The following is a 19,688-nucleotide window of genomic DNA, read 5'->3' as shown; positions in this document are numbered from 1 at the left end:
CAACACAAGATCCGGCGAAGCTACGGCGGATTCAGATGCATCCTCCGCTCTATCCTCGCCACGCATACTGCCGGAACGGATCGTCCAGCGGCGTATTGGCGATGGTTCCAGCATAGTTTGTGATCGTCGAGGCTGCCACAATCGCGATCACTTCCAGCACCTGCTCTTTCGTGAACCCGGCAGCAAGAAACGCATCAAGCTCCTCTTCGCTCACATGTCCGCGCCTCTCGATAAGGTTCGTTGCCAGGTTGAAGAGCGCAGCATATCGTCCATCCGCAGGCGCCTGCCGCGCACGAATCGCATCGACCGCCTCGGCCCCGACTCCCTGCTGCAACGCCAATGCCGTATGGAACGCGACAGCATAGGCACACGAGTTCGTCACAGCATCTGTCAAAAGGACGATTTGAATCTCCGCTTCGGCAAGGCTGCTGCTGTGGACCTGCTGAAATACGCCAACCAGAGCGTTGATAAGTTTCGGTGAATTTGCAATCGCTCCGGCAATATTCGGCACGACGCCAAAAGCCTGCTGCAACTGTTCAAGCGCCGTCTTCGAGTTCTCAGGCGCTGAAGCGATGGTATGAACGGAATAATTCGGCATGACGATCTCTCCTCTGTAGCCTCCAGGTCATCCTGAACAGCTACAGCTTCAATATCGAACGGATCGCAGAGCACAGCAATTACCTCGCAGGTAATCGTGAGCGAATCGCCGAACGCAGCCCTGCGCGCCTCACACTGGAAATCTCTCCGCGTTGCGCGCTCTGGCTTTGGCCGCCTCTTCTTCTCGATTCTTTGGCGGCGCATTCGTTTCAAGCGAAAGAAGAAGCTCGGTCGATATGCCTGCAATCGCATCGATCGCAGCCATGAACGCCTCTTCGTTCGCCTTCGATGGCTTGTTGAAGCCAGTGATCTTTCTAACGAACTGCAGCGAAGCCGCTCGAACCTCGTCTGCGGTAACAGGCGGATCGAAGTTGAAAAGCATTTTGATATTTCTGCACATCTTCTAAGAACCCTCCAATTTTCTACCGAGAACGGATAAGTAACGATAAACGCTCCTCCGCGAAATTGGCTGGTTGCCGACCATAAGCCGGCCTATCGGTACAGATCGGATCTCGATGAGCACATTGGCGATCACGCACTCACCGAGATCCTCTGGTATCAGATGGCCGAGAAGCCGCCGTCGACGTTCAACTCCACTCCATTCACGAAGCTCGAATCGTCCGAAGCAAGAAACAGCGCGACCGCCGCAATCTCCTCAGGCTTACCCATCGTTCCCCGCGGAATCAGCGATTCGAACATCTGCTTCGCCTCCTTGGTCAGAACCTGGTCCTGCATCGGTGTGGCGATCGGCCCCGGACCTAGCACATTCACACGGATATTCCTGCCCTTCAGTTCGTTGAGCCACGTGCGTGCGAAGGAACGCAACGCCGCCTTGCTCGCCGCATACACGCCGTAACCGGGAAAGCCCTTCACCGAAGCAACCGACCCGGTCATGAAGATCGATCCGCCATCGTTGAACAGCGGCAGCGCCTTCTGAACCGTAAACAGCGTTCCGCGCGTATTCAGGTCGAAGACCGCATCGAAGTGCTGCTCGGTGATCTCGCCCAGTGGGACAGCTTCGCCCCAGCCCGCGCTCGCGTACAAAATGTCGATCTTGCCCTTCTCCCTCTTGACCGTATCGAACAGGCGATCGAGATCGTCGAGATTGGCCGCATCGCCGCGCACAGCGGTCACGTTCCGGCCAATCACCTTGACGGCCTCGTCGAGCGTCTCCTGCTTCCGGCCCGTGATAAAAACATAGGCACCCTCTTCAACGAACCGCTTGGCGCTCGCCAGCGCCATACCGCTCGATCCCCCCGTAACTACTGCAACCTTACCCTCTAGCTTTCCCATAATGACTCCCTTCGCTGAATGTGTAGTTCTGCTGTGTAGCATTCCTACAGAAGAGTAGATTTCTTTGGCGGTGGACGAGAACTGCTCAGCAGTCCTAAACTTTTGTCTATTCGTCCAAAAGAGGGAGACTAAATTGGACTCGATAACAGACATCTTCAGAACAATGCATGTAACCGCTTTCGGTCAGCACAGGCTCGAAGCCACCGCTCCGTGGGGCTTGATGCAGGACAAACAGACTGAAGAAAGAGTCACGCCCTCCGGCAAAAAAATTTCATCCACAGATTCGGCGCACTTCGCCATGCTGTCGCGCGGCAACTGCTGGCTCAGTGTCGAAGGCATTCCGAAGCCGATCCCCCTCACCGGTGGCGACTGCATTTTGCTGGCCCCGGGAACTTCGATTATCTTGCGCGACAGTCCGCGAACACGTCCAAGGTCAACCTTCCGCGAGATCGCAGCCAAAGCCAACAGCAACGTCGCTCACTATGGAGGCGGTGGCGCACCGACGACAATCGTCTGCGGGTCCTTCAGCTTCGATCGCTCCAGCCCGAAGCCGATCACTCAGTTATTGCCGAGCTTCATTCTGATTAAGGCCGATCAGGCACGCACGCTTGCTCTTCACAACACCATGCAGGCGCTGGCGTCAGAGATGGCAGAACAAGTGCCCGGATCTGAAGTCGTCGCGACTCGCCTGGCCGAGGTCCTGTTTATCCAGGTACTCCGCGCGCATATCGCGTCGGAACCGGAACGCAACAAAGGATGGCTTCGTGCCATCTTCGATCCTCAAATGGGCACTGCCCTCAGCGCCATTCACGACAGAGTGAATACCCCCTGGACGGTCGAATCCCTCGCCGAAGCAGCAGGCATGTCCCGCTCCGCATTCGCCGCCCGCTTCAAAGAGCTGCTCGGACAAACACCACTCGAATACGTAACCGAGTGGCGGATGCAGAAGGCGATGCAATTACTACCGCAGCGTGACAAAAAGCTCATCGACATCGCTCGCTCGGTCGGTTACGAGTCCGACGCTGCGTTCAGCAAAGCATTCAAGCGAGTCGTCGGAGCCAACCCCGGCGAATACCTCAAACGCGGTAAAGAAAAGTAAAGCAAAAAAATTGTCCCCCCAACCGCACGCATCCCTAGTTTGTCATTCCCGAAGGGAATCTGCGTCTAGCATTTCCATTCCGCAGCGAAGCGCAGGAATCCGCCTCTCCACCACCGCACCTCGCACCCAAAACCGGGACATAGGAGTCCACAAATCACCCCAAAATCCAACCCCAAAACTCGCTTTTTGCCCCAAAATGAACCAAAAACCGCACAAAACCGGCAAAAACCCGAAAAAACCTGTGGAAACCGAAGAAATCCGGTTGACAAAGCGCGCGGAAAAGCCGAAGGTGAATTGCGGTACGGTTCTCCGCACCCGCATGAACATTGAGGAACACGCATCCATCCAAGGATGTTTTTCTCCTCCGATCTTCACGCGGGCCAGGCGAGCGGGCCCAGAGATTTTCTATTTTGAACGCTAGAAGGAGCAATACATGGCAAAGGGAATGACAAAGACAGCACTGGTTCGCCACATGGCGGAGAAGCTCGAGATCACCAACAAGCAGGCCGCAGCCGGCCTCGAGCTGCTGGCTGAGACCGCAGTCAAAGAGACCAAGAAGAACGGCGAGTTCACCATTCCCGGCATCGGCAAGCTGGTGAAGGCAGAGCGCAAGGCGCGCCTCGGCCGCAACCCCCAGACCGGCGAGACCATCAAGATCAAGGCCAAGACCGTGGTCAAGTTCCGCGTCGCCAAGGTCGCCAAGGACACCATCGCTCCGCCCAAGAAGTAACGAAGGGGCAGTAGCCACAAGCAACCGCTACAAACAAACGACAAGCCCGTTGTGCCCGCCGCAAGGCAGCACACAACGGGCCATCGTTTTGTTTGTCATTCCCGAAGGGAATCTGCGTTTTGCACGACCCCCAAACCACCTCCGGAAGAGCCCTCAAACCGCACGTCATCTCGACCGAAGCCCGAAGAGCGAAGTGGAGAGACCCCTGTATTTGCCGTAGCTGTTGCTGTTGCCTGTTCTTAAAAACCCACATACCAACCGGGGACGTGAGTTTACGAAGCGCCACAACCAACCCTTAGAGGTCACCTACTCCACCGCAGTCACACCATCCTGCGTCACCGACGTCTTCGGAATCAGCGCCCGAGCCACCAGCGAAACCCCCACCGAAACCACCACGCCCTGCGTAATCAAAAACGCGTTATACCGATACCCCACAGCGATAAACGCAATCGCCACGCCCCACATATAAATCTCGCCCAGCAGAGCCGAGCCCCACGCAGCCGAGGCCTGCGACGCAGCCACCCTTGGCATAAGCGCAGGCAGCAGCCGAGGAACCCGCGCACAGTAAGCCAGATAAGGCTCACCCAGCTTAGCCGTAAGAAACGCCTCTTCGCCCAAAATCAATCGCACCTGAAACAACACAATCGCCACAATCGTGAACACCGCACCGCTAGGCGGCATCAGCAGCGCCAGCGCCAGCACATGAATCATCGTGCCCAGGTACAGCGGATTGCGCACAAAGCGATAAGGCCCCGCAGCCACCACGCCGTTGCCCTGAAACGTATGCGCCTTCACCACATTCGCGCCAAGATACGCCGACCCCCACGTCCGCAGCGCCGCCGCCGCCAGCGCACACACAATGCCCACTCCCAGCAGCACATTGAACGCAGCCGCAATGCCGATCGTCCCCGGCTTCAACATCGCTACATAGGCCGCCAGCGTGCCCCAAACATGCGCGTTAGGCCCAGACGAGTCCACATGCAGCCAGCGGTCCCACGGAGCCGTAAAGCCCAGCACGATGATCACAAAGTGAATCAAAAACCGAAACCGAAACTCAAACGCCGTGGCTTTCATATCTCCGCTCAGCGGACCTCTTTCTCAACCACACATCATCTCAACAAATAACCGGGTGCCGGGTGCCCCATGTCCCGCTTCTGGGACTTGGGTTGAACCACCACAACGTCACCCATAAACCCACGTCATCTCGACCGGAGCGAAGGCGGGGTCCCCGACGAGCTTGCTCGTTGGGGTGCAAGCGAAGTGGAGAGACCCCTGTATTTCGCTCAAATCGCCAAAACTATATCCAGAGAAGAACCACTCTACCCAACCCCAAATCCAACCCAAAACAAGCAACCAAAAAAGTTACAAATAAAAGAAACTCATTCAGTTACATAAAACCCAGCTACTCCTCGCCGCCCAGCGCACTCAAAATCGCATCAAAATCCTCCAACCCCGAGTACTCGATAATCACGCGCCCCTTACCCTTCTTGTCCTCGATCTGCACCTTCAGCCCCAGCGTCCGCCGCAGCTTGTCCTCGGCCTCGCGCACATTCGGGTCCACCTCGCGTTCCGGCTTGTCGGCCTTCTTCTGCTTCGCCTCCGGATTGATCAAGCCCTGCACATACGTCTCCGTCTGCCGCACCGACAGCGACAACGCCAGCACCTTCTGCGCCGCGCTCGCCATCACCTCCGCCGAATCCAGCGACAGCAGCGCCCGCGCATGGCCAAAACTCAGCTCGCCCGTCTCCACCTTCGCCTGGACCGTCTCCGGCAACTTCAACAAACGAAGGAAGTTAGCCACGCTGGCCCGTTCCTTGCCCGTCCGCGTCGCCATCTGCTCCTGCGTCAGGTGAAACTGCTGGCTCAGCCGCTGATACGCCCGCGCCTGCTCCATCGGGTTCAGATCGGCGCGCTGCAAATTCTCGACAATCGTGATCTCCAGCGTCTGCTCGTCCGACACCTGCCTTACAATCGCCGGAATCGTCGACTTGCCCACCCGCCGGCTCGCCAGCCAGCGCCGCTCGCCGGCGATCAACTGATAGCGCCCCGGCATATCCAGCGGCCTCACCAGAATCGGCTGCACCACACCCGTCGCCGCAATCGAGGACGCCAGCTCCGCCAGCTTCGAATCATCAAAGCGCGTCCGCGTCTGAAAAGGATTGCGCTCAATCTGGTCGAGCGGAATCTCCAGCGGCTTTCCATTCGACTCCACCGCCGCCGTAGCGGCAATCTGAGGAACAACTGCCGGACGTGCCGGCAGCAACGATTCAAGCCCCTTGCCGAGGGCGCGGCGCTTAGCATCTGCAGTAGCGGTAGCCATAGTCTTTACGCTTTCTATAAAAATCTCTGAACATCACTCACTGAAATTCAATACATCCAAACTCACGTCATCTCGGTCAAAGCGCCCTAACCGAACGTCATCTCGACCGAAGGCGAAGCCGAAGTGGAGAGATCCCTGTATTTCCGCCGCTCGAATCACCCCAAACCCTGAGTTGAACCACCACAAACCCAAACCTACTTATTCGACCGCCAGAACCGCCCCTTCTTCTCCGGCTGCTGAAACGACTTCAGCGAGCTGGCCGCAGCCCTGGCCGCTGCCTTCCGCCGCTCTTCCTCCGGACTCTTCATCCCATTCCGCTCAAGCAGCTCCATCGCCAGTTCGCGGTAAGCCTCAGCCCCGCGCGACTTGCCGTCATACAGCGACACCGGTTTGCCATGGCTCGGCGCCTCCGCCAGCCGAATATTCCGCGGAATCGTCGTCTTCAATAACTTGTCGGTAAAGAAGCCCTTCAAATTCTCAGTAACCTGTTGCGACAAGTTCGTGCGGTCGTCATACATCGTCAGCAACACGCCCTCAAGCGCCAGCTTCGGATTGAACGACTGCGTCACCCGGTCCAGCGTCGACATCAGCTCCGAGATGCCCTCCAGCGCAAAGTACTCCGCCTGCATCGGCACCAGCAGCCCATCCGCGGCAACCAGTGAATTCAGGGTCAACAAGTCCAGCGCCGGCGGGCAGTCCAGAATAATAAACGGAAACTGCGCCCGCACCGGCTCCAGCGCGTCCCTCAGCCGATACTCACGGCGGTCCTGCGCCACCAGCTCGATGTTCGCGCCAATCAGGTTTTTGCTGCCTGGAACCAGCGACAGGTTCTCCACCTCAGTCGGCACAATAATCTTTTCCGCAGGAGCATGCCCCATCAGCAGGTCATAGATGCTCGACCGCTCATCGTCCCGCGCAAACCCCAGTCCGCCCGTCGTATTGGCCTGCGGATCGCAGTCAATCAAGAGCGTCTTCAACCCCTCCAACGCCAGCGCCGCGGCAAGGTTGATGGCGGTCGTCGTCTTGCCGACCCCACCCTTCTGGTTCACGACGGCCAGTACCTTCGAACCCTTGCCTCCGCCTGCTTCAGCAGCAGGCTTGGCCGCGGACGAAGCGCCGGACTTGGCCCCTGAATTGGATACCGCCGGGCCGCTTGATTCGAGCTGTTTGGAAGAAGGATTTTCGGGCATAACCTGGTAGAAGAAAGGGTATCGGGCATAGCCCCCCGGCGCAACGGCGATCTCGTTGTGGAGAAGCGCTCTCTCCTGTGGAGAACTTGTGGAAGCCGCGTTTTTCAGCCCATTCAGGGGAGTTAGCCCTGCCTCCATGTGGAAAACTTTTGTTCCACGTGGAACAAAATGCGGCCAAAAAAGGACGGTGCAAGGCCAGTGCAGAGTCGCAAGAGACCATAGCTCACCAAGCAAATGTTCCACGTGGAACACTCGCCCCAAAGCCGGGTGCCCCATGTCCCGCCTCTGGGACATGGGTTGAACCAACCATCATGCCACCCCAAATCCACGTCATCTCGACCGAAGGTGTGCAGTTTTATCGCACGCCGTAGTGGAGAGACCCCTGTATTTCGCTATGTAACGAGCCGGGCATCGAAGCAAAATGCGGATACAAAATACAGGGATCTCTCCACTACGCTACGCTTGCACCCCAACGAGCAAGCTCGTCGGGGACCCCGCAATTCCGGTCGAGATGACGTATGGAAGAGTTGAGAATCTAGGACCAGCCAGGCAGAAATGTTCCACGTGGAACATTAAGCCCGCGAAGCCACCAACAGAACACCACTCTGCGAGCCGGGCAAAGGAATTACCTGCTGCTCGGAAAACCCCGCCAGCTCAGGAGCCTGCGCCGCGCTGGTCAGCACTACTATCTGCCGTGCAGCCCGGTCCTCGGCAACCGCAACCGCCGCAGCCATATTATCCACCGCGCGCAGCGCCACCGTATGAAATCGCCGCTCAGGAGGCATGGCCTCCGCCCGTCCGGCCCAGACCTCCGTGGAAAGCCCCAGCGTCCGCACCGCCTCACGCAGAAAGCTCGCCTTCTTATGTTGCGACTCGGCCAGCGTCACCCGGATCTCGGGACGGAGCAAGGCAATTGGTATCCCCGGAAAGCCCGCCCCTGAACCCAGATCGAGCAACGTATCTACCTCCGGCCGCAGATGCCGTGCGGCAAACAGGCTCTCCCCGAAGTGGCGGCGCACCATCTCCTCCGGCTCGCGGATCGCGGTCAGGTTCGTACGGGCATTCCATTTCAGCAGAAGGTCGAGATACGCCGACAGCCGCGGCAAAAGCTCAGGCGGCGGAGCAAGATAAGGCTCAAGCAAACCTGCAATTGCGGATTCCGAGAGAGTGGCCATAGGAAGCTCCAGTATCTCAAACCCGGCAGCGATTTAACCCCAGGCGCGCATCGATAAAGCAGGAATGTTCCACGTGGAACATTCCTGCCGCTTCACAACCTAACCTCTTATTTATCAATCGCCTTCAAAGCATTGGCCCCGTAGCGCTCCCCGGCAATCTCGTCCTGCGGAATCGCGGCCTCCAGCTCCTCAATCTCCGTGGGGGTCAGTTTGATCGCAGTCGCAGCAGCGTTCTCCTCGAGATACTTGCGCCGCTTGGTGCCGGGGATCGGCACAACGTCCTCTCCCTGAGCCAGAACCCATGCCAGCGCCAGTTGGCCAGCCTTGACTCCTTTACGCTCCGCGATGGCACGAACGCGCTCGACCAGAACCTGGTTCTTTTCAAGCGCTTCTTCGCTGAAGCGGGGATAGCGGGCGTTACGGGTGTCCTTTTCGCCCAGATCGCTTACATTGGCGATGGTTCCGGTCAAAAAGCCGCGGCCGAGCGGGCTATACGGGACAAATCCGATGCCAAGCTCGCGCACCGTGGGCAGAATCTCCGCCTCGACATGCCGTTCCCACAGGGAGTACTCCGTCTGGAGCGCGGTGATGGGGTGAACCTTGTGGGCGCGGCGGATGGTGGCAGCAGATGCCTCGGACAACCCTAAGTACCTTACTTTTCCTTGCTTTACGAGATCTGCCATGGCCCCCACCGTATCTTCAATCGGGGTATTCGGATCGACGCGATGCTGGTAATAGAGGTCGATGTGGTCGACGCCCAGCCGCTTGAGCGAGGCGTCGCAGGCAGCGCGGACGTACTCGGGCTTGCCGCTGATCGACCACTTGTTCGGGTCGGCCTTGGTGCGGACGTTGGCGAACTTGGTGGCGAGAAAGACCTCGTCGCGGCGCCTGGCGATGGTCTTGCCGACCAGCTCCTCGTTGTCGCCGATACCGTAGACATCGGCGGTATCGAAGAAGTTGATGCCGAGATCGAGCGCCCGCAGCAGAGTCGCTGCCGACTCCTCGTCGTTGCGCTCGCCGTAGAACTCGCTCATCCCCATGCAACCGAGCCCCATACGGGAGACGACTGCGCCTTGTGAACCCAGCTTTACCTTTTCCATGCTCATAAAGGGGTTAGATGGAGCGCGGGGCGGTTGCGATGCGGCTGTGGTTTGACCTGATACGGCTCTGTTTTTACCGTTTCTACATGCCGTTCCAACGTACGTCATCTCGACCGGAGGCGGCGCTTTTGCCGCCGTAGTGGAGAGATCCCTATATTTTGCCGATGCTGACCTACAGCTTCGGAGGCTGTCGCTCTATGTCTGCTGCCTGCCCGATGCCACAAGTGGCTTATTCCATTGCATTTACTCCGCACATAGACGAAATACAGGGATCTCTCCACTCCGCTACGCTTGCACCCCAACGAGCAAGCTCGTCGGGGACCCCGCAATTCCGGTCGAGATGACGTGAGTTTTGGGGCGGAAGCGAGTGTTCCACGTGGAACATTTTGGGATGGGCGTGAAACAGGATGGCGATTCAGGAGTGAGTTTCGTTGCAGCCAGAGGATTGTTCCACGTGGAACACTTAATGAGGAGAGGAAAGAATGAGGGCAATGTTCCACGTGGAACATTCGCGGAACATCGCCGTGCGAGCTTTCTTGCTACTTTGAGACCGAAGTGTGGATGGAGCGGGGCGTCCAGGCCGTGGCTTCGGCGATGAAGCGGTGGAAGAGAGCGCGGGAGGCGGCGCTGATCTCGAAGCTGCGCTCGGGATGCCACTGGACGCCGAGGACAAAGTGGCTGCTCTCGGTGTCGCCACCGGACTGGCCGCCCTCGACTGCCTCGATGACGCCGTCCTGCGGGCAGCGGGCCGAGACGCGGAGGCCGTCGCCGGGGATGGCGATGGCCTGGTGGTGGCTGGAGTTGACGGGCAGGCGCAGATAGCCTTCCTGCTCGGGCGCCTCTTCGCCGGGGATGATGGTGCCGAGCAGCGAGTCGGGTGCGATGGCGGCGGTGTGCGCGACGGCGACGCTGCGCCCGGCGGGATGGTTCACCGGCATGGGTGCGAGGTGCTGGACGAGGGTGCCGCCGCGCCAGACGTTGAGCGACTGGGTGCCGAAGCAGATAGCGAAGATGGGCTTGTAGAGGTTGTGGGCGTCCTGAATGAGCAGCTCGTCGACGTTCTCGCGGGGAGCGTCTGCGGGTTTGCACTCGGGGACAGGGTCGTGGCCGTACTTTTGCGGGTTGACGTCGGCAGGACTGCCGGGGAGCAGGACGGCGTGGCAGGTATTGATGAGGTCGATGGTCTGGCGCGGAGAGAGGTTGAGCGGGATTTCGACGGGGTGGCCCTCGGATTTTTCGATGGCGGCGGCGTAGACGGGCCAGGCGATGCGGTTGTACTCGGCGTCGGTGCTGGTGGGGAGCGGAATGGCGATGCGCGGCTTCATGGGTTTATTTGCATGATACGGCGATGGGGTGGGATTTGCATGGGCCGCTCACACGCTCGCTAATTTTGAGCGAACACCCCATGCACGTCATCTCGACCGGAGGCGGCGCTTTTGCCGCTGGAGTGGAGAGATCCCTGTGTTTCGCCTTGGATGGGTGCTGATTCGATGCGGGGAAATACAGGGGTCTCTCCACTACGCCCTTCGGGCTTGCACCCCAACGAGCAAGCTCGTCGGGGACCTCGCAGTTTCGGTCGAGATGACGTGTTTTGTGGTGGTTCAACCCATGCCCCAAAAGCGGGACATGGGGCACCCGGCTTTTTTGTCGCTCTGATCGTTTTGTGGCGGGTGATTATTGGTGGTGTTGCATGTAGGTGGTGGTGATGACTTCGCGGAGGCGTTGGGTGAGGGCGTCGGCGTCGCGGGTGGTGAGGCCAGTGGTGGGGATGGGGTCGCCTACGATGATGGCCAGCGGGCGCGGCGTCAGGTGGTAGGTGTGGATGGGGAGCAGCTCGTAGGTTCCGACGAGGGTGAGCGGGATGAGGGGGAGCTGCGCCTTGATGGCCATGTAGGCTGCTCCGGAGACGAAGGGCTGGGTTTCGCCGGTGGCGGTGCGGCCTCCTTCGGGAAAGAGGACTAGTGGGAGGCCGGATTTAAGGGTGGCCACGCCGCGGTTGAGGCTGGCGATGGCGGAACGGGCGCTGTTGGCGTCGACCGGCACCTGGCCGGAGCGGTGGAGGTACCAGCCGATGAAGGGGACCTTCCAGAGCGATTGTTTGGCGAGGATGCGGAACTGGAAGGGCAGCTTGGCGAAAAGGACCGGGGTGTCATAGTAGCTGAGGTGATTGGAGGCGTAGACGGCGGTCTCGTGCTCGTGGAGCTTTTCGGCTCCGATGAGTTCGACGGGCGAGAGGCTGAGGAGGAGGAGGACTTTGGCCCAGGCGTGGGCGATGGCGTGCTGCTGGCGGCCGGACTTGTCCCACAGGCCGGCGATGAGCGAGACGCAGCCGAAGCCGGTGGTGGCGAGGGCGATCAGCGGCATGAGCAGGAGGTAGGTCAGCCAGGGGAGGATGCGGGAAGTTGGTGGAGCTTCGGTGGGGGGGATTTGGGGTGGTTCGGGACTTGGAAATACAGGGGTCTCTCCACTTCGCTTCGCTTCGGTCGAGATGACGTGATTTTGGGGCGATCCGGGCTCGGTCGAGATGACGTCGGTTTGAGGTAGCTGCGGTCCGGTCGAGGCGTGCGTTTGCTGGAGCTCCGGGCTGTTTGGAGTAGTCGAGATGACGTGGGTTTGTGGTTCGTCGATCGGTTCGCTCATGCGGGGGTGGCCCCTTCATGGAGGGCAAGGTGGCGGATCTCGCCGACGAGGTAGACGGAGCCGGTGGCGATGATGATGCCGTCGGGTGGGGTGATGGCTCGGGCTTCGGCGAGGGCGGCGGTGATGTGCGGCGCGGCGTGCGCGGGGATGTCGAGGTCGTGGGCGGCGGCGAGCAGGTCGGTGAGCGAGGCGGCGCGCGGGTTGTCGATGGGGGCGAGGATGACGTGGTCGCGGGCGCGGTCGAGGTCGCCACTGTTGGCGTCGAAGAGGGGCAGGAGGATCTGCGACATCTCTTTGAGGCTCTTGTCGCGGAGGCAACTGAAGATGAGGGTGCGGGGCTGCGAAGAGGGCAGCTCGGCGATGGCAGCGCGGAGGGTCCAGGCACCGGCGGGGTTGTGGGCTACGTCGAGGAGGAGCGGTGGGTGGCCGGGGGTCGAGGATGGGATGAGCTCGAGACGACCGGGCCAGCTTGTGTTGCGGATTCCTGCTTCAATATTGGCGTTTGTGATTTTGTAACTTATTTGGTTACTTGTGCTGTCTGATTTGTAACTTTTTTGGTTGCGTAATGCGATGGCGGCGGCGATGGCTAACGCGATGTTGCGTTGCTGGTGCTGGCCGGGGAGTGGTGAGTTGACTTCGAGGGGTTGGTTGTCGAGGGTGAGGGTGTAGTGGTTGGGGGTCAGGGTTTGGGGTGCTTCGTGAACCCACGTCTCAGAGTCGAGACGTGGGGCACCCACTTCGGTCGAGATGACGTGACTTTGGGGTGGGGTTGGGGGGATGTAGGGGGCGGCGCTGATGGCGGTGAGGTTGGGGGTGACGGCGGCTACTTCGCCGAGGGTCTGGTTGGCCTCGGGGTGTTGGGGCAGGGTGATGAGGGTTCCGTTGGGGCGGAGGATGCCTGCCTTTTCGCGGGTGATGGCGGCGATGGTGTTGCCAAGGTAGTCCTGATGGTCGAGCGCGATGTCGGTGATGATGGAGAGGAGCGGCTCGACGATGTTGGTGGCGTCGAGACGGCCGCCGAGGCCGACTTCGAGGACGGCGATGTCGACTGCTGCTCCGCGCAGGGCGAAAGGCGCCTCCGGCGCGTCATGGGAAGTGGGCTCGCCTGTTCTCCCTGCAAAATAGAGGAAGGCGAGGGCGGTGAGGATCTCGAAGAAGCTGGGGTGGTGCGGGAGCGTGCCGGAGGCGACGAGGCGGTTGGCGACGTTGTCGACCTGGAAGTAGAGGCGGGCGAAGTCGTCGTCGGGGATCTGGTGGCCGTCGATCTGGATGCGCTCGTTGACGCGGATGAGGTGGGGCGAGGTGTAGAGGGCGGTGCGGTAGCCGGCGGCGGTGAGGATGCTGGCGAGCGTGGAGGCGGTGGAGCCTTTGCCGTTGGTTCCGGCGATGAGAACGGAGGGGAAGGTGTTCTGCGGGTCGCCGAGAGCGGCCATGAGCGTGCGCATGTGGGCGAGGTCAAATTTGCGCCGCGGCGCGGCGGCCGTCCCCGGGGCTAGCTCGTGCCCGAGGGCGTAAAGGTGGTCGACCGCAGCGATGTAGGACATGGGGATATTTTAGGCGAAGGGGATGGGGTGTGGGTCTGATTTAAGGCGGGTTATGGGGTGGGGTAGGTTGTTGCCGCCTCGTCAACCCACGTCCTGGAATCGGGATGTGGGACACCCCGGCTTTGTGCTGCTGCTGAACGAGGCGAAATACAGGGGTCTCTCCACTTCGCTTCGCTTCGGTCGAGATGACGTGACTTTGGGGTGACGTTGTGGTGGTTCAACTCATGTCCCAAAAGCGAGACATCGGGTACCCGGCGAGGTGAAATTTGAACATGCAATGGGATTCATGTTGTGTGCAAATTTTTGCCCACTGTGGAAGGGATTGTCTCTTTTCCGCTGCTTATCTGCATGTTTTTGGCATGTTTACCGAATGGCACGCGATTTGCAATAAGGACTGGCAGCACTTCTTTACCAATGGAACTGCTCGACTTTGAGAGGCCCCTATAATGTATCTTCGCAACCTGATCGCAATCTCCATCCTGGCACTGGCACCTGTACTGGCGCATGCCGATAGCTTTACCTACAACCTCAACGACAACTTTGCCAGCTTCAACGTTACCGGCACCATCACGACGGACTCGAACTCGGGTTCGTTGGCGACCGGTGACATTACTGCCTACAACATCTTTCTGAACGATGGATCGAACTCGCTGAATCTGACCCAGAGCAACTCTCAGGACGTGGTCGCGGGAAATGCTTTGACGGCGACGGCTTCCGGGCTCTTCTTTAACTTCGGCTCCTACTCCGGCAGTCTTTTTGCCATTCAGTCCCCGTTTCTTGGAGCGGGCACGAACTACCTTTGCTATCAGGGGCAGGCGGGCGGATGCGATAACTACCGCGGCGCGCATGAATCGATCGACATTGGATGGGACGGGCCACAGACGCAACAACTGTGCGGCAACGAGCAGATTGCTTCGGCGACGGCAGTAACGCCTGAACCGGAGAGCCTGGTTCTGTTTGGTACGGGAATTCTTGGCCTGGCGGGAGTAGCGCGGCGCAAATTGATTGGGTAGTTCTCTCCGGTCTGTACGGTCAGGTTGCTGATGCCTCCTCGCAGAAGATGCGAGGAGGCATTGGTGTTTGGAGGGGCAAACGCAGATTCCCTTCGGGAGTGACAGACGAGGGATGTGTTGGTTGGGTGGGGTGTGATGGGATCTGGAAGGGGCGGATTACTAAAGATCAGTCGCGAGGTGACTATAACCGCACAGGGTTTGGACTAAGCTTGGGGCGCCTCTTGAAGGGGGTCCGGATGCGAATCAAGCTACTTGCGGCTGTCGTCGCTTTGCTGTCGGCCAGCCTTGCAGCACATGCCACTACGGTTACTTACGACTTTACCTACACTTCTACAACGGGGAACCTGGCGGGTGAAACTGCCTCGGGAAGCGGTTCCTTCGCCGTGAGCTATCCCTACGGCACGAGAGGGGGGACCCTCACCGCATTTTCGTTCACCAACACCATCGACTCTTCGGCCGGCGATTCGACTTACAACTATCAGTTCAATGATGTCTCTTCGAGCGATATCGTTCTCACCCTTGGCGGCGAGAGTATCGCGCGGGGAACAATCACCGCAGGCCCCTTGTTCGGAACGAACGCAAGCTTTGGTGGCGTTGTCTTTGTGTTGAACATTGCTACGGATGGATCGGTCACCGGAAGCACGTACTACGAGGGCAATGGAAACGCCAATTCGGTTGCCGATGATACCACTGGCGTAGGAACCGTCACCTTTACAGGTACGGACGTCACCCCCGAGCCTTCCAGCTTCGTTTTGCTGGGCACTGGCTTGCTTGGGATCGGCGGCCTCGTGAAGCGGCGCATCGCCTGAGAGCTTTTTGAGCTTCCTGTGGTCCGGTGAACCGTCTGGTCTGGAGGTTTGCTTGGTGGTGGTTCAGTCCATGTCCCAGGGGCGGGACATGGGGCACCCGCACCCGGGGTTTGTACCGCTCGTTGACGAAGGCAAATACAGGGGTCTCTCCGCTGCGGCGGCAAAAGCGCCGCCTTCGGTCGAGATGACGTGCTTTTCGTGGTGCGTCAGATTTCAGGAGTCGTCAGTTTCAGGAGTGGTCAGCCGAGGCTGAAGATGTCGAAGTTGAGGCTGAAGGCGAAGGCCAGCCAGGCGAGGTAGGGGGCCAGCAGGTAGGCGGTCAGGTGGCGGAGCCGCCAGAAGAGGACGGTCGTCAGAAGGACGGTCGCCCAGAGCACCAGAAGGATGAACAGCGAGGGGCCGACGACCTGGTAGTAGAAGAAGTCCATCATCCACATGAAGTTGAGGATGAGCTGGATGGAGAACAGCGCCAGGGCGCGGGAGCGAAGCCTGCTCTCGGGGCGGCGCCAGATGAGCCAGGCGGCCAGCGCCATGCAGCTATAGAGGACGATCCAGGCGGGGACGAGGAGATGGTTGGCCGGGGCGAAGCCGTGCTTGCGCAGCTCGGCGGGGATGGAGGCCATGAAGAGATGGCCTGCTCCGGCGACGGCGTAGCAGACCGCGAGCAGGAGCGTGAGGGCCTGCCAAGACTTCATCCTAGGAAAGATGCCTTCGGGAACGCGGATGGTGGGGATGGGGCGGATGGTCTTCTCCTCTTTTGCTGCGCCGGTTCTAATGATGAGGGCATCTTCGGTGCGCGGTGGGTGCTGGATATGAGATGGCGGGTGGGGCGGTTCGGGATGCTGTTGCTGGGTTGGAGTGAGTGAAATACAGGGGTCTCTCCACTACGCAACGGACGATAAAGCTGTCCGGTGCTCCGGTCGAGATGACGTGCGGTTGGGGGACGGCTTGGTGGTGGTTCAACCCATGTCCCAGGGGCGGGACGTGGGGCAGCCGCTTTTGGTGGGGATGACGTGCATTTATGCTGGAAGGGTGAGCAACGAGATGATTTCGATTCAACTTCCTGATGGTTCTGTGCGCGAGGTTCCGCGCGGTACGACTCCTTTTGCTATAGCAACGAGCATCTCGCCGCGGCTGGCGGCGGCGGTGGTGGTGGCGAGAGTTAAGCCGCTGAAGCCCGTGTCCGCGCCCACGTCCGAAGGTCCGGACGCGGGGCACCCGGATTCGGAGGGGTCGGAGGCTTCGATGTATGGGGCGGCTGCGGGTGGGGAGCGGCTGGTGGACCTGTCGGCTCCGCTGACCGAGGACGTGGCGCTGGAGCTGTTGAAGGAGACGGACGAGGCTTCGCTGAAGGTGGTGCGGCACTCGGCGGCGCATGTGATGGCGACGGCGATTCTGGAGCTTTTTCCGGAGACGAAGCTGGGGCATGGGCCAGCGACCGATGCCGGGTTTTTCTATGACGTTTATCGCGAGACGCCGTTCAGCGAGGACGATCTGGCGGCGATTGAGAAGCGCATGGCCGACGTTGTGGCGCGCGACGAGACGTTCGTGCGCGAGGAGGAGCCGCGCGAGCAGGGGCTGGCCGACTACGAGAAGCAGGGCGAGTTCATGAAGGTCCACTTCATCGAGCGGTTTACCAAGCCGGGCGATGAGATCTCGCTGTATAAGAACGGCAACTTTACCGACTTTTGTCGCGGGCCGCATGTGCCTTCGACGGGAAGGGTGAAGGCCTTCAAGGTGACGAGCGTTGCGGGGGCGTACTGGCTGGGCGACGAGAAGAACCAGCAGTTGCAGCGCATCTATGGCACGGCGTTTTTTAATAGCAAGGACCTGGAGGCTCACTTCAAGCGGTTGGAGGAGATCAAGGCGCGCGATCATCGGGTGCTGGGCAAGCAGCTCGATCTGTTTTCGATCCAGGAGGTGGCGGGCGCGGGGCTGATCTTCTGGCATCCGAAGGGCGGGCTGATCCGCAAGGTGATGGAAGACTGGATGCGCGATCAGTGCATACGGCGCGGCTACCAGATGGTGTTCACACCGCACATCATGCGGCGCGAGCTTTGGAAGGTCTCGGGACATGATGGGTACTATGCGGAGAACATGTATCCGCCGATGGAGCTGGACGACGCGGAGTACCGGCTGAAGCCGATGAACTGCCCGGGACATATTCTGATCTATAAGAACTCGCCGAAGAGCTATCGCGACCTGCCGCAGCGGTATGCGGAGCTGGGCAATGTGTATCGGTACGAGCGCTCGGGCACGATGCATGGGCTGTTGCGGGTGCGCGGCTTTACGCAGGACGATGCACATATCTTCTGCACGCCGGAGCAGATCGAAGGCGAGATCGCAGCGTGTGTGGAGTTTGCCGATGAAGTGTTGCACGCCTTTGGATTCACGGAGTTCAAGGTGGAGCTTTCGACCTGGGACCCGAAGGACACGAAGAACTATGTGGGCAAGGCGGAGCACTGGGAGGGCGCGGTTGCATCGTTGAAGAAGGTGCTCGACGCCAAGGGGATTGCGTATCGCGAGATTCCGGGCGAGGCGGCGTTCTACGGGCCAAAGATCGACATCAAGCTGGTGGACGTGCTGGGGCGGCTGTGGCAGCTCTCGACGGTGCAGTTCGACTTCAACCTGCCGCAGCGGTTTGAGCTGGAGTATACGGGCGAGGACGGCGAGAAGCACAGGCCGGTGATGGTGCATCGCGCACTGTTCGGAAGCGTCGAGAGGTTCTTCGGCGTTCTGATCGAGCACTATGCGGGCGCGTTTCCGATGTGGCTGGCCCCGGTACAGGTGGGTCTGGTGCCGATCTCGGAGAAGCACCTGGAGTATGCGAATGCGGTGAAGGCGAGGCTTGAAGCGGCTGGGCTGCGCGTCGAGTTGGATGCACGCAACGAGAAGATGAATGCGAAGATCCGTGAGTTCACGCTGCAGAAGGTTCCGTTTGTGCTGGTGATGGGCGATAAGGAAGCGGCAAGCGAAGCGGTGAGCGTGAGGACTCGAGGCAAGGGCGATGAGGGTAGTGTTTCGCTCGATGCGTTTATCGAGAGGGCGGTTGGGTTGGTGAAGGGGCAGGGCGTGGCGTTGTAGGTTGGAGTTGGGGTTTGTGGCGCTTCGGAGGGGGAAATACAGGGGTCTCTCCACTGCGGCTTCGCCTTCGGTCGAGATGACGTGCTTTTTTTGCCGCTCAGATCGCGATGACGTGACTTTGATGGTGGTTCAACCCATGTCCCAGAATCGGGACATGGGGCACCCGGCTTTGTGCTGCGCTGCGGAATGGAAATACAAACGCAGATTCCCTTCGGGAATGACAAACAAAGGAATGACAAGCAAAAGGATGCCGCACTTGTAACGGCAATATTGATGCGGGTTATTGATAAATGCAATGGGGCGGTGATTGTAGCGGCGCTGTAACGGGGGCGTGAGATAGTAAGCTGCCGATCCGTAAAATACAGCGTCTAATGGGCTAAGCTGTAGAGCTTCGTCGCGCAGAGCATTGGATCAGGCGGGCTGGTGGCAGTACTCCCCAGGAGGCGTGACCGAGATGTTTGTTGTCAGCGACAGGATTCATGTGAACGCGCCGATCGAGCGGTGCTTTCTGCTGTCTACGAGCCTGGAGCTGGTGAAGCAGTCTCTGAAGATGAATCTGGTGGCGGGCGCGTCGACGCGGACGAGCGGGCTGGTGGAGGGCGGCGACCGGCTGACGTGGCAGGGGTGGGTGTTCGGCCTGCCGCATCGGCACGAGACGCTGATCTCGAAGTACGAGCGGCCCGACTACTTTCAGGACGCGATGGAGCGAGGGCGGTTTCGGCGGTTTCAACATGACCACTTCTTTACCGAGATCGGCGGGCGAACGCTGCTGAACGACAAGATCCGGTTCTCGCTGCCGCTGGGTGCGCTGACACGGCCACTGGGGCAGTGGGTGGTGACGCCGTATATGTCGCGGCTGCTGCGGCATCGGCTGGAGCTGCTGAAGCGGGTGGCCGAGAGCGATGAGTGGAAGCGGTATCTGCCTGGGTGATGGTGGACTTGGGGTTGGGTGGTAACGCTAAAGGCGAAATACAGGGGTCTCTCCACTACGCTTCGCTCCGGTCGAGATGACGTGGGTTTTGTGGTGACTTGATGGGGAGAAACCCATGTCCCAGAGGCGGGACATGGGGCACCCGGTTTTGTCTTTGTGCCGT

Annotated in this window: 19 protein-coding genes; 6 read left to right on the top strand and 13 right to left on the bottom strand. The window is 59.8% G+C overall.

Features of this window, described 5'->3' with window-relative positions:
* Positions 1 to 49: 49 nt before the first annotated feature.
* The 3 genes from IEW09_RS02860 to IEW09_RS02850 form a co-directional block, all read right to left on the bottom strand.
* Positions 50 to 598 (bottom strand): carboxymuconolactone decarboxylase family protein, encoded by a 549-nt coding sequence (locus tag IEW09_RS02860; protein WP_188552619.1) that lies wholly within the window; start codon positions 596 to 598, stop codon positions 50 to 52.
* 129 nt (positions 599 to 727) lie between these two features.
* Positions 728 to 997, bottom strand: a complete 270-nt coding sequence (locus tag IEW09_RS02855; RefSeq protein WP_188552618.1) for a DUF2277 domain-containing protein — start codon at positions 995 to 997, stop codon at positions 728 to 730.
* A gap of 158 nt (positions 998 to 1,155) precedes the next feature.
* The gene (locus IEW09_RS02850; RefSeq protein WP_188552617.1) at positions 1,156 to 1,890 is read right to left on the bottom strand and encodes an SDR family NAD(P)-dependent oxidoreductase; all 735 of its coding nucleotides are present in this window, start codon (positions 1,888 to 1,890) and stop codon (positions 1,156 to 1,158) included.
* Positions 1,891 to 2,023: 133 nt separating this feature from the next.
* Here IEW09_RS02850 and IEW09_RS02845 point away from each other — a divergent pair, with 133 nt between their 5' ends.
* Complete coding sequence (locus IEW09_RS02845; RefSeq protein WP_188552616.1) at positions 2,024 to 2,989, top strand: AraC family transcriptional regulator; 966 nt, start codon at positions 2,024 to 2,026, stop codon at positions 2,987 to 2,989.
* A gap of 42 nt (positions 2,990 to 3,031) precedes the next feature.
* Here IEW09_RS02845 and IEW09_RS02840 read toward each other — a convergent pair whose 3' ends face one another.
* Positions 3,032 to 3,364: a hypothetical protein gene (locus IEW09_RS02840; protein WP_188552615.1), complete on the bottom strand. Its 333-nt coding sequence runs from the start codon at positions 3,362 to 3,364 to the stop codon at positions 3,032 to 3,034.
* 58 nt (positions 3,365 to 3,422) lie between these two features.
* Between IEW09_RS02840 and IEW09_RS02835 the strand changes: the two genes are divergently transcribed.
* Positions 3,423 to 3,719 carry an HU family DNA-binding protein gene (locus IEW09_RS02835; RefSeq protein WP_026336550.1) on the top strand — a complete coding sequence of 99 codons (297 nt, stop codon included), beginning with the start codon at positions 3,423 to 3,425 and terminating at the stop codon, positions 3,717 to 3,719.
* A 306-nt stretch (positions 3,720 to 4,025) separates the two neighbouring features.
* On the opposite strand, the gene IEW09_RS02830 is transcribed toward IEW09_RS02835, so the two are convergent.
* From IEW09_RS02830 to IEW09_RS02795, 8 genes are all read right to left on the bottom strand, one after another.
* Positions 4,026 to 4,793 (bottom strand): methyltransferase family protein, encoded by a 768-nt coding sequence (locus IEW09_RS02830; protein WP_188552614.1) that lies wholly within the window; start codon positions 4,791 to 4,793, stop codon positions 4,026 to 4,028.
* Positions 4,794 to 5,121: 328 nt separating this feature from the next.
* Positions 5,122 to 6,039, bottom strand: a complete 918-nt coding sequence (locus IEW09_RS02825) for a ParB/RepB/Spo0J family partition protein (RefSeq protein WP_188552613.1) — start codon at positions 6,037 to 6,039, stop codon at positions 5,122 to 5,124.
* A 194-nt stretch (positions 6,040 to 6,233) separates the two neighbouring features.
* The gene (locus IEW09_RS02820; protein WP_317890857.1) at positions 6,234 to 7,367 is read right to left on the bottom strand and encodes a ParA family protein; all 1,134 of its coding nucleotides are present in this window, start codon (positions 7,365 to 7,367) and stop codon (positions 6,234 to 6,236) included.
* A 434-nt stretch (positions 7,368 to 7,801) separates the two neighbouring features.
* Positions 7,802 to 8,404, bottom strand: a complete 603-nt coding sequence (rsmG, locus tag IEW09_RS02815) for a 16S rRNA (guanine(527)-N(7))-methyltransferase RsmG (RefSeq protein ID WP_188552612.1) — start codon at positions 8,402 to 8,404, stop codon at positions 7,802 to 7,804.
* Positions 8,405 to 8,511: 107 nt separating this feature from the next.
* A complete protein-coding gene (locus IEW09_RS02810) occupies positions 8,512 to 9,510 on the bottom strand; it encodes an aldo/keto reductase (RefSeq protein ID WP_229739043.1) in 999 nt (332 codons plus the stop codon).
* Between the two features lie 533 nt (positions 9,511 to 10,043).
* A complete protein-coding gene (locus tag IEW09_RS02805) occupies positions 10,044 to 10,829 on the bottom strand; it encodes a gamma-glutamyl-gamma-aminobutyrate hydrolase family protein (protein ID WP_188552611.1) in 786 nt (261 codons plus the stop codon).
* A gap of 349 nt (positions 10,830 to 11,178) precedes the next feature.
* Positions 11,179 to 12,144: a lysophospholipid acyltransferase family protein gene (locus IEW09_RS02800; RefSeq protein WP_229739042.1), complete on the bottom strand. Its 966-nt coding sequence runs from the start codon at positions 12,142 to 12,144 to the stop codon at positions 11,179 to 11,181.
* On the bottom strand, positions 12,141 to 13,688 hold the full coding sequence (locus IEW09_RS02795; RefSeq protein ID WP_188552610.1) for a bifunctional folylpolyglutamate synthase/dihydrofolate synthase: 1,548 nt from the start codon (positions 13,686 to 13,688) through the stop codon (positions 12,141 to 12,143). The genes IEW09_RS02800 and IEW09_RS02795 overlap by 4 nt, the downstream gene beginning before the upstream one ends.
* 446 nt (positions 13,689 to 14,134) lie before the next feature.
* On the opposite strand from IEW09_RS02795, the gene IEW09_RS02790 reads away from it, so the two are divergent.
* The gene (locus IEW09_RS02790) at positions 14,135 to 14,701 is read left to right on the top strand and encodes a PEP-CTERM sorting domain-containing protein (RefSeq protein WP_188552609.1); all 567 of its coding nucleotides are present in this window, start codon (positions 14,135 to 14,137) and stop codon (positions 14,699 to 14,701) included.
* A 236-nt stretch (positions 14,702 to 14,937) separates the two neighbouring features.
* Positions 14,938 to 15,510 carry a PEP-CTERM sorting domain-containing protein gene (locus IEW09_RS02785; RefSeq protein ID WP_188552608.1) on the top strand — a complete coding sequence of 191 codons (573 nt, stop codon included), beginning with the start codon at positions 14,938 to 14,940 and terminating at the stop codon, positions 15,508 to 15,510.
* Positions 15,511 to 15,749: 239 nt separating this feature from the next.
* Here IEW09_RS02785 and IEW09_RS02780 read toward each other — a convergent pair whose 3' ends face one another.
* Positions 15,750 to 16,205, bottom strand: coding sequence for a TspO/MBR family protein (locus tag IEW09_RS02780; RefSeq protein WP_188552607.1), 456 nt, complete (start codon positions 16,203 to 16,205; stop codon positions 15,750 to 15,752).
* A gap of 349 nt (positions 16,206 to 16,554) precedes the next feature.
* Here IEW09_RS02780 and thrS point away from each other — a divergent pair, with 349 nt between their 5' ends.
* Together thrS and IEW09_RS02770 are read left to right on the top strand one after the other, a co-directional pair.
* A complete protein-coding gene (gene thrS, locus IEW09_RS02775) occupies positions 16,555 to 18,594 on the top strand; it encodes a threonine--tRNA ligase (RefSeq protein ID WP_188553189.1) in 2,040 nt (679 codons plus the stop codon).
* Positions 18,595 to 19,048: 454 nt separating this feature from the next.
* Entirely contained in the window at positions 19,049 to 19,525 is a 477-nt protein-coding gene (locus IEW09_RS02770) for an SRPBCC family protein (protein ID WP_188553188.1), read from the top strand.
* Positions 19,526 to 19,688: the final 163 nt, after the last annotated feature.

This window comes from Edaphobacter dinghuensis, assembly GCF_014640335.1.
GTDB classification, from domain to species: domain Bacteria; phylum Acidobacteriota; class Terriglobia; order Terriglobales; family Acidobacteriaceae; genus Edaphobacter; species Edaphobacter dinghuensis.
This window is presented reverse-complemented; position numbering and strand designations above follow the sequence as displayed.

What these genes read in the sequence shown, in the direction of transcription:
- IEW09_RS02830 (WP_188552614.1), bottom strand. Translation starts at nt 4,793, where the DNA reads ATGAAAGCCACGGCGTTTGAGTTTCGGTTTCGGTTTTTGATTCACTTT.
- IEW09_RS02780 (WP_188552607.1), bottom strand. Translation starts at nt 16,205, where the DNA reads ATGAAGTCTTGGCAGGCCCTCACGCTCCTGCTCGCGGTCTGCTACGCC.
- rsmG (WP_188552612.1), bottom strand. Translation starts at nt 8,404, where the DNA reads ATGGCCACTCTCTCGGAATCCGCAATTGCAGGTTTGCTTGAGCCTTAT.
- IEW09_RS02785 (WP_188552608.1), top strand. Translation starts at nt 14,938, where the DNA reads ATGCGAATCAAGCTACTTGCGGCTGTCGTCGCTTTGCTGTCGGCCAGC.
- IEW09_RS02770 (WP_188553188.1), top strand. Translation starts at nt 19,049, where the DNA reads ATGTTTGTTGTCAGCGACAGGATTCATGTGAACGCGCCGATCGAGCGG.
- IEW09_RS02790 (WP_188552609.1), top strand. Translation starts at nt 14,135, where the DNA reads ATGTATCTTCGCAACCTGATCGCAATCTCCATCCTGGCACTGGCACCT.
- IEW09_RS02850 (WP_188552617.1), bottom strand. Translation starts at nt 1,890, where the DNA reads ATGGGAAAGCTAGAGGGTAAGGTTGCAGTAGTTACGGGGGGATCGAGC.
- thrS (WP_188553189.1), top strand. Translation starts at nt 16,555, where the DNA reads ATGATTTCGATTCAACTTCCTGATGGTTCTGTGCGCGAGGTTCCGCGC.
- IEW09_RS02855 (WP_188552618.1), bottom strand. Translation starts at nt 997, where the DNA reads ATGTGCAGAAATATCAAAATGCTTTTCAACTTCGATCCGCCTGTTACC.
- IEW09_RS02860 (WP_188552619.1), bottom strand. Translation starts at nt 598, where the DNA reads ATGCCGAATTATTCCGTTCATACCATCGCTTCAGCGCCTGAGAACTCG.
- IEW09_RS02825 (WP_188552613.1), bottom strand. Translation starts at nt 6,039, where the DNA reads ATGGCTACCGCTACTGCAGATGCTAAGCGCCGCGCCCTCGGCAAGGGG.
- IEW09_RS02795 (WP_188552610.1), bottom strand. Translation starts at nt 13,688, where the DNA reads ATGTCCTACATCGCTGCGGTCGACCACCTTTACGCCCTCGGGCACGAG.
- IEW09_RS02820 (WP_317890857.1), bottom strand. Translation starts at nt 7,367, where the DNA reads ATGGAGGCAGGGCTAACTCCCCTGAATGGGCTGAAAAACGCGGCTTCC.
- IEW09_RS02810 (WP_229739043.1), bottom strand. Translation starts at nt 9,510, where the DNA reads ATGAGCATGGAAAAGGTAAAGCTGGGTTCACAAGGCGCAGTCGTCTCC.
- IEW09_RS02805 (WP_188552611.1), bottom strand. Translation starts at nt 10,829, where the DNA reads ATGAAGCCGCGCATCGCCATTCCGCTCCCCACCAGCACCGACGCCGAG.
- IEW09_RS02835 (WP_026336550.1), top strand. Translation starts at nt 3,423, where the DNA reads ATGGCAAAGGGAATGACAAAGACAGCACTGGTTCGCCACATGGCGGAG.
- IEW09_RS02800 (WP_229739042.1), bottom strand. Translation starts at nt 12,144, where the DNA reads ATGAGCGAACCGATCGACGAACCACAAACCCACGTCATCTCGACTACT.